Annotated in this window: 11 protein-coding genes; 2 read left to right on the top strand and 9 right to left on the bottom strand. The window is 55.8% G+C overall.

Going from position 1 to position 10,587, the window contains the following annotated elements:
- Positions 1 to 389: 389 nt before the first annotated feature.
- From rlmB to IEX04_RS17375, 4 genes are all read right to left on the bottom strand, one after another.
- Entirely contained in the window at positions 390 to 1,373 is a 984-nt protein-coding gene (rlmB, locus tag IEX04_RS17390; RefSeq protein WP_096256191.1) for a 23S rRNA (guanosine(2251)-2'-O)-methyltransferase RlmB, read from the bottom strand.
- A gap of 46 nt (positions 1,374 to 1,419) precedes the next feature.
- Positions 1,420 to 2,871 (bottom strand): cysteine--tRNA ligase, encoded by a 1,452-nt coding sequence (gene cysS / locus IEX04_RS17385; protein ID WP_096256192.1) that lies wholly within the window; start codon positions 2,869 to 2,871, stop codon positions 1,420 to 1,422.
- Between the two features lie 69 nt (positions 2,872 to 2,940).
- The gene (gene ispD / locus IEX04_RS17380) at positions 2,941 to 4,182 is read right to left on the bottom strand and encodes a 2-C-methyl-D-erythritol 4-phosphate cytidylyltransferase (protein ID WP_096256193.1); all 1,242 of its coding nucleotides are present in this window, start codon (positions 4,180 to 4,182) and stop codon (positions 2,941 to 2,943) included.
- A 115-nt stretch (positions 4,183 to 4,297) separates the two neighbouring features.
- A complete protein-coding gene (locus IEX04_RS17375; protein ID WP_096256216.1) occupies positions 4,298 to 4,783 on the bottom strand; it encodes a CarD family transcriptional regulator in 486 nt (161 codons plus the stop codon).
- 348 nt (positions 4,784 to 5,131) lie between these two features.
- Here IEX04_RS17375 and IEX04_RS17370 point away from each other — a divergent pair, with 348 nt between their 5' ends.
- Positions 5,132 to 5,671, top strand: a complete 540-nt coding sequence (locus IEX04_RS17370) for a hypothetical protein (RefSeq protein WP_096256194.1) — start codon at positions 5,132 to 5,134, stop codon at positions 5,669 to 5,671.
- Between the two features lie 104 nt (positions 5,672 to 5,775).
- Here IEX04_RS17370 and IEX04_RS17365 read toward each other — a convergent pair whose 3' ends face one another.
- Positions 5,776 to 6,456: a winged helix-turn-helix domain-containing protein gene (locus IEX04_RS17365; RefSeq protein ID WP_096256195.1), complete on the bottom strand. Its 681-nt coding sequence runs from the start codon at positions 6,454 to 6,456 to the stop codon at positions 5,776 to 5,778.
- Positions 6,453 to 7,667: a sensor histidine kinase gene (locus tag IEX04_RS17360; RefSeq protein ID WP_170947845.1), complete on the bottom strand. Its 1,215-nt coding sequence runs from the start codon at positions 7,665 to 7,667 to the stop codon at positions 6,453 to 6,455. Before IEX04_RS17360 ends, IEX04_RS17365 begins: the two co-directional genes overlap by 4 nt.
- 192 nt (positions 7,668 to 7,859) lie before the next feature.
- Between IEX04_RS17360 and phoU the strand changes: the two genes are divergently transcribed.
- Complete coding sequence (gene phoU, locus IEX04_RS17355; protein ID WP_096256196.1) at positions 7,860 to 8,513, top strand: phosphate signaling complex protein PhoU; 654 nt, start codon at positions 7,860 to 7,862, stop codon at positions 8,511 to 8,513.
- 383 nt (positions 8,514 to 8,896) lie between these two features.
- Here phoU and IEX04_RS17350 read toward each other — a convergent pair whose 3' ends face one another.
- The 3 genes from IEX04_RS17350 to IEX04_RS17340 all read right to left on the bottom strand — a co-directional run bounded on the left by IEX04_RS17350 (position 8,897) and on the right by IEX04_RS17340 (position 10,586).
- A complete protein-coding gene (locus IEX04_RS17350) occupies positions 8,897 to 9,199 on the bottom strand; it encodes a DUF4193 domain-containing protein (protein WP_096256197.1) in 303 nt (100 codons plus the stop codon).
- A 203-nt stretch (positions 9,200 to 9,402) separates the two neighbouring features.
- Positions 9,403 to 10,149, bottom strand: coding sequence for a phosphoglyceromutase (locus tag IEX04_RS17345; RefSeq protein WP_188687344.1), 747 nt, complete (start codon positions 10,147 to 10,149; stop codon positions 9,403 to 9,405).
- A gap of 125 nt (positions 10,150 to 10,274) precedes the next feature.
- Positions 10,275 to 10,586 carry a DUF2516 family protein gene (locus IEX04_RS17340; protein WP_096256199.1) on the bottom strand — a complete coding sequence of 104 codons (312 nt, stop codon included), beginning with the start codon at positions 10,584 to 10,586 and terminating at the stop codon, positions 10,275 to 10,277.
- Position 10,587: the final 1 nt, after the last annotated feature.

The following is a 10,587-nucleotide window of genomic DNA, read 5'->3' as shown; positions in this document are numbered from 1 at the left end:
CAAACAACAAACACTCTCGACACCACAACCACCAAAACTCGGTGACTGCTTCGCTCCGGAACAACTTTACAAGCTTACCACCTTGTTGACTATTGTCAACTCGATGTTTCCGACTTGTTCACGTCCCTTGAATTCCTATCCCTTGCGGGCAATCCGTTCAAGCGGCGCGAGAAGTAACTCTACACGTCTTGCGGGTGAACGCAAAATCGTCCATTACATCAGCTATTCATCCAGAGTTCCCCGCGCTTCCGGGAAATTCTTGGGCATTCGGTCTCTTAGCTTGGCGCAATTGGCAAAAAAGTTTCTTATGAAGCAGCTCACGGTTAAAGTAGTTGGGCTGGTTTCCCCGTCAAATGACGGGGAAACCAGCCCAACTGTAATTTATGCGCTTACTTGCTTTCGGCGTTACGCAAACGAGAAACCTCGTATAGAGAGATGCCCACAGCCATCGAAGCGTTCAATGACTCCATCGCGGAGTCGATAGGGATCGAAACGATCGCATCGCAATTTTCGCGAACCAAGCGGGATAGGCCCTTACCTTCGGAACCGACAACGATGCACAGTGGACCGGTGGCTAGTTCCAGATTTGGCAGATCCATATTGCCGCCAGCGTCCAGACCAATCACGAAGATTCCGGCAGACTTGATTTCTTTCAAGGCATTGGTCAGGTTGCTGCACTTAGCAACTGGTACGCGTACCGCAGCACCAGCACTGGTCTTCCAAGCCGAAGCGGTCATCCCGACACTGCGACGTTCTGGGATGATCACACCGTCAGCGCCGAAGGCCGAGGCGGAACGAATGATGGCGCCAAGGTTACGAGGATCGGTAATACCGTCCAAAGCAATGAACAGTGGCTGGGTGCGCTTGTAGCCGCGGGCATAATCCTTCACGGATTTCTGTGCCAGCTGTACGGCATCCTTGTACTCATACGGTGGGATCTGCAGGGCGAGGCCCTGGTGGATTGCACCGTCGGTCATCCGCTCAAGTTCTACCTTGTTTGCTTCCATCAATGGGATGCCAAGCTCGTTAGCAAGCTTCAACGACTCACGTACGCGGTCATCAACCTCGATACGAATAGCAACGTGCAACGCCTTGGCTGGAATTCCAGCGCGCAAAGCTTCAACAACCGAGTTACGGCCGGTAACCATTTCCGCATTAACCTTGATGCGGTCGTTGCGCTTAGCTGCGGTGCGCTTGTTAGCAGCACGTTCGGCCAGCTCCTTGGTGCGGTATGCCTTGTGGTAAGGACGATCCTCGGCTTTCGGGGTGGGGCCCTTGCCCTCTAGGGAACGACGGCCCTTGCCGCCACTGCCCTTAGTTGGGCCCTTTTTGCCCTTACGAACCGCTCCCGCGCGTTCTTGAGGAGTACTCATTTGATCTGTCCTTTGTTATAAATTCTTATATTGGCCGCGGGTGCGGTTATTTGGTCAGTGTCCAGCGGGCACCGTCGGCTGAATCAGCAACGGTAATACCCGCGGAAGCCAGCGCGTCTCGAATAGCATCCGAACGCGCCCAGTCTTTCGCGGCTCGCGCTTGAGTTCGCTCCGCTAGTTGCGCTTGGATCAGAGTGTCTAACACTTCCGCTTCCGCGCTGTGCGCAGCGTTGGAGCTGCTACGTGCATCATCAAGTCCAAGAACTTCAGTCATGGCCAGCACCTGGCCGAGGGCTTCGAACACGATTGCGTCATCATTCGCATCCAGCCCGGCATTTCCGCGGCGCACCGCTTCGTGTAATGCGGCCAGCGCCATGGGCACGTTGAGGTCATCGTCCATCGCCGCACCGAAGGCTTCGGGCACCGAGGTTGCTTGCACCGTGCTATCGGTGTTTGCTGCCCGGTAGTTAGCGTTAGAAATGAAAGTATCGATACGTTCTACCGCGGCGGCTGCCTCGGTCAGCGAGTCTGGGCGGTAATCCAACTGTGAACGGTATTGAGCCTGACCCAGGAAGTATCGAACGACTCGGGCTTCGGCCAACTGCAACATTTCTTCCGGAGAAATCGTATTGCCAATGGACTTGCTCATCTTTTCTCCGGCATAGGTGACCATGCCGTTGTGCATCCAGTAGTTGGCAAATCCTTGGCCGGCGGCAGTTGACTGTGCCAACTCGTTTTCGTGATGCGGGAAGCGTAGGTCTAGTCCCCCACCATGAATGTCGAAGTGAGTACCGAGATATTTAGCCGCCATGGCCGAGCATTCCAAGTGCCATCCGGGACGTCCACGTCCCCATGGGCTGGTCCATGATGCGGTGATCGGGTCGCTTTCCTTATGCCCCTTCCACAGTGCGAAGTCACGCGGGTCCCGCTTGCCACGCGGATCTGCGTCGGTTGCAGCCTGCATGTCATCAATCTTCTGTCGGGTCAATGAACCGTAGGCTTCGAAGGAACGCACGTCGAAGTACACATCCCCGGAGTGATCGGTCGCCGGGTAGGCATGCCCCCGGGAGATCAACGTTTCGATCAGCTCATGCATTTCCGTAATATGCCCGGTTGCACGTGGCTCGTAAGTTGGTCTGCGTACCCCAAGTGCCGCATAAGCGTTAGCAAATTCTTGTTCAAAGCGGTAGGCCAGCGCGTACCAGGCTTCGCGTGGCTGGTAATGCTGATCAGCGGTAAAGCCGTCGGCGAAGGAGTTCGCCGACTTTTCCAGAATCTTGTCATCGATATCCGTGACGTTACGCACGGTGGTGACGTTAAATCCACGGTATTCGAGCCAACGGACCAAGATGTCATAGGCAATAGCACTACGCACGTGACCCACGTGCGGCATTCCCTGCACGGTTGCGCCACAGTAGTACAACTTCACTTCGCCGTCGGTTAACGGCTTAAAGTCTCGTACGGACGCAGTCTTGGTGTCATAAAATCGCAGGCTCACATCTTTAAGGTTATCCGAAGAAACCCATGGTTGTGCAGGGATGCGATAAGGAACGCATCGAAGTGTTGACTACTGGCCCTCTGGAACCACCGGATAGACCAGTGCAGTGGCATACGCGGTGACCCCGATTCCTTCACCTTCGTAGCCCAATCCGTCGCTCGTTGTTGCGGTGACGCTCACCGGGGCACCAAGCACGTCGGAAAGCAATTGGTTAGCTTCCTCGCGGCGGGCCGCGAAGCGTGGTCTGCGGGCCACAAACTGTACTGCGACGTTCCCAATTTCGAATCCCGCCTCGCGAACTAGGCGTGCGGCTTCTGCAAGCAGGCTCACACCGCTGGCACCAGCAAATTCTGGTCGATCCACCCCGAAGTGCGTGCCTAGATCACCTATACCGCTGGCGGAGAACAATGCGTCGCAGGCTGCGTGGGCTACCGCGTCCCCATCCGAATGCCCGGATAACCCAATGTCATCTGGGAAGAACAGCCCCGCAAGCCACATTTGTCGTGTCGGATCGGTGCTGACCGCGTGAACATCGATGCCGTTGCCGATACGTGGGATGACCATGTTTTGCTCCAGTTGATTCCGCTGTGCTGGCTCGAATAGCCGGTTGACCGCATCTAGATCCTCTGGGTGGGTGACCTTGAGTGACCGCGCGTCGCCGGGAACAATATGTACTTCGATGTCACAGGCGCGAACAATCGACGCATCGTCGGTGACTCGCTCTAAATCCTTAAGGCTGTAATGATCCAGTCGTGAGTGAGCTGCCAGCAGAGTTTGCGCGGCAAATCCTTGCGGAGTTTGTACCGCACGCAGAGTACTTCGGTCCGGGGTCTGAACCACGATCTGACTGCCGGTCTCTGGGTCGCTGGCCACCACACTGATGGTGTCAGTAACCGCCAATGCAGGGATGACCGCTTGCACACCGGGCTTACCCAGTTCAGCAAGGATTAACTCATATTGGGCAACAGGTGCGAAGGCTCGTGCAGCGTCATGCACCAGAATGTGACTGACGTCCGCGCTCACCTTGGCAAGACCCTTACGTACTGAGGCAGCTCGGCTGCTTCCTCCGGGGACCGTGCGCACCAGCTGCGGATAGCCGGATAGTCTCTCGGTCAGCCGGGAATCCTCCGGGGGTACCACCACGATAATTTCTTTGACCTGAGGAACACAAAGCATGCTATCTAATGCGTGCTCGGCTAAAGATTTTCCGCGCACCTGCACTAACGCTTTGGGCATCCCGGCACCTAGACGGGTTCCCGTCCCTGCTGCCACGAGGATTACTGCTACAGATTGTTCTTGTTGCTCGCTCACGAGGCTCAGCCTATCGCGCAACGCGGAACTGATTAAATGACTAAACCGTGGGTCGCTTTGCGGCGTCCCACGGTTAATTGTCTTTAAGCATCTGCTGCTACTGACTTAACAAAATTTAGGCGGAAGCCAAAACTTCGTCCAGTAGAACTTCTGCCTTGGTTTCATCCAGGTCCTTGGCCAGAGCCAATTCGCTGATCAATACCTGACGGGCTTTGGAGAGCATACGCTTTTCGCCTGCGGACAGGCCACGGTCATTCTCACGACGCCAAAGGTCGCGAACGACCTCTGCCACCTTGATGACATCACCGGAGGCTAGCTTTTCCAAGTTTGCCTTGTAACGGCGCGACCAGTTGGTCGGCTCTTCAGTAAATTCAGCACGAAGGACATCGAACACATGGTCCAAGCCTTCCTGACCTACCACGTCACGCACGCCAACCAGATCAACGTTCTCTGCTGGAACCTCAATGGTCAGGTCGCCCTGAGCCACTTTGAGCTTGAGATACATTTTCTCTTCGCCCTTGATCTTGCGCATTTTGATCTCTTCGATCATTGCCGCGCCGTGGTGCGGGTAGACAACAGTCTCGCCAACCTCAAAAACCATGTGAATAAACCCCTTTCCCACCTCCCAGTCTACCACGAGCAGGCTTGCGAAAATCTTCACTATGGCCCAAATAACCCCGAAAAGACGCGGAAGAACCTCTTCCACTTGCGGGAGAAACGTGGTATGAAGTTAACAGGTTGAGCGGACCACCCCTTTCCCACAAACCGCAACAACCTACTACAACTTGTCGAAATCGATGTGTTGCACGTCGCTAAATCACGTTCTAAGCCGAATTACGGTTAGGCTTAGTACTAGTCGTGGTCTTCGTGTTCCCCCGCGCCTTGGGTGCGGAACACCGAAAATGGCCGCGAATCCGCAACTCATTATTCTCACCGAGGAGTTAGTGCCGTGATCACCGCACGCATGACCGCTGGACGTCGTATCGCTACGTCCCTAGCCGTGGCTGCCCTGGCATTCGGTGTCACCAGCTGTGGCGCCATCAACCAGCAGTCGACTACCGACCAGTACAACGCATCCGATGGCATCCATGTTGATGTTGCCAATGCCGAGGTTCGCAACCTGATGTTCGTCGCAAACACCGACGACTCCAAAGCTCGCCTCATCGGCTCGGTAGTCAACGATTCAGATAGCGCAGTCAGCGTGCAGATCAAGGCCGGCTCAGCCGCAGCCGTGAGCATCGATGTTCCTGCCAACCAGGTCGTCAAGCTTGAAGATGACAAGAACGAAAAAGTCATCTCCTCGCTGGGTGTCAAACCAGGTGAGCATGCAGAGACTACCTTCACCGCCGCCGGCGAAAACGTAAACTTCAGCGTTCCAGTTGTCGATGGCACCCTCGCCGAATACCGTGACTTCGTTCCGGGCGGTTACGATTCAACCACTACCGAGCACCTGAAGCCGGTCGAGCACGAGTCAACCTCGGGCCACTAAGCAATTCAAGCAATAAATAAAGGCTTCGGCCTTCGACGATTCTCTCCTAGAGTGAATCAGTCGAAGACCGAAGCCTTTGTTGTTTCTCGGTGTTGCTCGGGTGGTTAGGCTACGAACTTATAGCCGAGGCCACGCACGGTTACCAGGTGTTCCGGTATCGCAGGATCCGCCTCAATCTTTGAACGCAGTCGCTTCACATGCACGTCAAGAGTTTTAGTGTCTCCCACATAATCACTGCCCCACACGCGATCGATCAACTGACCACGGGTAAGTACCCGGCCGGCGTTGCGCAGTAACATTTCTAGCAGCTCAAACTCCTTCAAAGGCATGGCTACCTCGGCGTTACTCACCGAGACCACATGGCGTTCAACGTCCATGCGTACCGGGCCGGCGGTGACCACATTGGTGATCAATTCTTCGGCCTCACCTTGACGGCGAAGTACCGCACGGATGCGAGCCAGGAGTTCACGTGAGGAGTAGGGCTTGGTGACGTAGTCATCCGCGCCGAGCTCAAGGCCCACCACCTTGTCGATTTCCGAATCCTTGGCGGTGAGCATGATGACAGGGACTTGGCTGGTGGCGCGGATCTGCCGAATCACCTCGGTGCCTGGCTGTCCGGGAAGCATCAAGTCAAGCAGCACCAGATCGGCGCCGTGGCGCTCAAAATCGGTGACAGCCACAATACCGTCGTCGGCGATGCGCACCTCAAAACCTTCACGTTCCAACAGGTAGGAAAGTGGGTCTGAGAGCGACTCTTCGTCCTCGACGATCAAAATGCGGGTCATCGGCGTTCTCCTTCACGATCCGCCACGCTTGTGGCGCTCGCTTTATCATTCGTCGTATCGGTGGCCAATTCCGAGGGCTCGGCCCCTTCTTCATCCACTATGGGAAGTCTGAGTGTGAACGTTGATCCCTGTCCGGGCTGCGACCACAACGACACTTCGCCGCCATGGTTTGCGAGCACGTGCTTGACGATGCTCAGCCCCAGGCCGGTGCCGCCGGTTTGCCTCGAACGCGCACCATCCACCCGGTAGAAGCGTTCAAAGACGCGTTCCTGTTCCTCGGCGGAGATCCCCGGGCCCTGGTCGGTGACCGAAATCTGTGCGTAGCCATCGCGCTGACGCAACCCTACCCCGACGGTAGTATTTGGCGGCGAGTAGCGGATCGCGTTGTCGATCAGGTTACGCAGGGCCGTCATCAGCAGATCACCGTCGCCGTGGATCGCCACGTCGAGCTTCCCACCCACGGTAATGCTGATTCCCTTTTCCTCGGCCAGTAGCTTATTGCGATCAACAGCCTCACTGATTACCGATTCGATCGCTACGTCCTCACCGTGCAGGATCGAATCACTGGACTGTAGCCGGGACAATTCGATAATGTCCTGGACCAAAGCTGCCAGACGTTTAGATTCCTTTTGCATACGGGTAGAGAAGCGGCGTACCGCAACCGGGTCATCCGCGCCGTCATTGATTGCCTCAGCCAGCAACGACATCGCACCGACCGGGGTCTTCAGCTCGTGAGATACGTTCGCCACAAAGTCGTTACGCATCGCCTCGGTGCGGGTGATATCGGTGCGATCATCGGCTAGCAGCAGGATATATTCTTCGCCTAGCGGGGCCACACGAACATGCACGATTAGTTGTCCCGCACCTAAGGTGGCACGTTGCAGCTCATATTGGCTTTCGGCGATAACCCCATCGGCGCGTACCTGACGCACTAACGTGGCCAGTTCCTCATGGACCAGCGTGTGTCCGCGTACCAGACCATAAGCATAGGAGGCAGGGTTGGCACGAACCACGCCGTCCACGTCATCCAGGATCACAAACGCTCGGCCAATGACCGATAGTACCGAGGCGGCACCTTCGGGCAGTATCGGTTCGTCAACATCGGGAAGCCCGGAGGCACGCCGCTGCGAAAAGCGGTAGGCGGCCAGCCCAACTAGTCCCAAGGCCAAGCCGATCAGGCCGGCGAGCAGGGTCGAAATCACTTCGTTCACATTATTAGACTAGCTTCCATGACACGTGGTGAAGGTGCCAGATGACGCTAATTAGCGCTTTTCTGTAGGCTGTTCACCAAACGTTCACTTTCCGTGGGATATTCGTTAATAACCCGCTGGCAAGGTGGAAGCAGACCCTCCGCCATGCCCAAAAACAGGGGCATAGGATTCCGTAACTCGAAAGGACCTTCAATGCGTAAGGTATTTCAGGCAGATCTGCAGCAAATCGGCGAAGAGCTGATCGAAATGTCCCGGCTAGTGGCCATCGCCATGGACCGCGCTTGGGACTCGCTGGCCAACGCCGACGTTGATCTGGCACAGGAAGTCATCGCGGCCGACGCGAAAATCGACTTCCTGCAGAACCAGCTCGACGAGCGCGCCATCGACACCCTCGCTTTGCAGGGGCCGGTTGCCTCGGACCTGCGCATGATTGTTGGTTCGTTGCGCATGAGCGCTTCACTGGAGCGCATGGGCGACCTCGCACGCCACTTAGCTCAGCTAACCCGACTGCGTTTCCCTAATCACGCAATCCCGGAGCGGATTTCTGAGACCTTCGCACAGATGGCGGAGGTAGATATTCAGATTGCCAAGGAAGTAGGGCGTCTGCTTGATACCCGTGATCTGGCGATCGCAAGGGCAATCATTGAACTGAACCACAAGCTGGACGGGTTGCACGCCAGCGTATTCACCGTGATTGCTGACGAATCCTGGGATGCCACGGCGCCAACCACCGTAGATGTCTCGCTGACCAGCCGCTACCTTGAACGGTTCGGTGATCATGGGGTATCCGTAGCCCGCAAGGTGACCTACCTAGTAACCGGCGAATGGGATCCGGCCGAGTTTTAAACTCAATCCATTCGGACCCTAAAATTCAACGGCGGTGCGTGCTTTCGGTTCATTCCGATAGCACGCACCGCCGTTTGTTTGCCCGTGCGCGCCGTAGGGAAAGTCGTTTACGAAAGATGACCAAGGCAAGCTTCAAGATATGCGCCCTAGGGTCGTGTAGGTCCATTTCCCGGCCATGCACCCCCACTAGGCGCCCGTTGCCCACGCAGGGTCTACGCGTCGATGACACGGCATTGAACGCTGGAATGGTTACTGCCTAATGTTGCGTCTTATTCGCTGGCCGATTCAGAGCCTTAAAGCGTTAAGGGATGGCGCATCAGTAGATGCTCCATCCCTTAATTACTTTTGGTTCACCTGAAGTGGACCAATATTAAGATTGGGTATTAGCCTTCGCACTCAACGCAGAAACCTACGTTGCCCTCTTCACGAACTAGCTGTGAGCGGTGACGAATCAAGAAGCACGAGCCACAGATGAACTCGTCTTCCTTCTGCGGAACAACCGTAACGGTTAGTTCCTCGTTGGACAGGTCTGCACCTGGCAGGTCCATACCGTCGGTGTGATCGGCCTCGTCGAGTTCGCGCACAACGCTCTTGGCGTCTGGTGCGTTTGCGGACTTAACCGCGTCTAGAGAAGCCTTACGCGCCTCGGCAACGTCCGGGCGGACTTCATCGTAATCAGTTGCCACGAATTGCATTCCTAACGTGAGCCATTGAGCCTATTCGAAATAGGAGATTACAGCATACTAATACCAGAAACACAATCGTGTGGCGTTGTTTCGCTCACAGCCTGTCATTCATTTGGATTTTAGGCTTAAGAAACAACGAGGCGGACCGGTGCTTTCATGAAAAATGAGAGCACCGGTCCGCCACAGAAAAAATCGAATAAGGACTACTTACGGCCCTGATTCGCTACAGCCTTGATCGCATCGGCAGCAGCATCTGGGTCCAAATAAGTTCCACCAACGGTGATTGGCTGGAAGTTTTCATCCAGTTCGTAAACCAGTGGGATGCCCGTAGGAATATTCAGGCCGGCGATGGCCTCATCGCTGATTCCGTCCAGGTGTTTAACCAACGCACGCAACGAGTTACCGTGCGCTGTGACTAAGACGGTTTTCCCTGCGGACAGGTCAGACTTAATCTCGTTTTCCCAGTACGGGAGCATCCGCTCAAGTACGTCCTTGAGACACTCGGTGCGTGGAGCGTTCTCGCCTAGTTCGGCGTAACGCTCATCGTTAGCCTGACTGAATTCCGAGGCATCGTCCAAGGCCGGTGGCGGAGTGTCGTAGCTACGACGCCACTGCATGAACTGCTCTTCGCCGAACTCGGCCAAAGTTTGCGCCTTATCCTTGCCCTGCAACGCACCGTAGTGACGTTCGTTCAGACGCCAGTCACGATGCACTGGGATCCACCCGCGACCGGCAGCCTCAAGTGCGAGGTTGGCGGTGGTGATCGCGCGGGTCAGCAACGAGGTATGTAGCACCTCAGGCTTGTAACCGGCTTCAGTCAGCAGCTCGCCACCGCGTGCGGCTTCGGCACGACCCTTTTCAGTTAGGTTCACGTCGTACCATCCGGTGAACAGGTTCTTTTCGTTCCATTCGCTCTGCCCGTGGCGAAGCAAGATCAAAGTATGGGTCATAGTCTCCATCCTAGCCAATCGCACACAACTACTGCGCGAAAGTTAAGCTGCCTCGGAAAAAAATAACACCCCGAACTTCATCTGGCGAAGTTAGGGGTGTCAAAAGTTTCATCTGTAAAGCCGGATTAGTTGTACCAGTTGCCGCTCTGGCCACTCACCGCAGGCTTGACGTCAGCCAGGTACACGCAAGCGACACAGGCGGAGATTAGCTGCAGGAACCCTCCACTGCTCGCCGGGCCGGAGACCACGGTAAGTACCGAAATGATCGTGGCACCACCGGTCAACGCCATCCACCAGCCCTTGGTGCGCTTACCCTCTTGGGTGTAGCGTGCCGCCTGGTGACGCACGCAGTCAGCTAATGCCCAGATGGCGATTATGCCAACAACAATGCTGAGCGCATACATCATGTACGCCTCAATTAATAATGCTAAGCCCATG

This window comes from Glutamicibacter ardleyensis (assembly GCF_014644555.1).
GTDB classification, from domain to species: domain Bacteria; phylum Actinomycetota; class Actinomycetes; order Actinomycetales; family Micrococcaceae; genus Glutamicibacter; species Glutamicibacter bergerei.
Note: the sequence above shows the minus strand (reverse complement) of the source record. Positions and strands in the feature narration are given on the sequence as shown.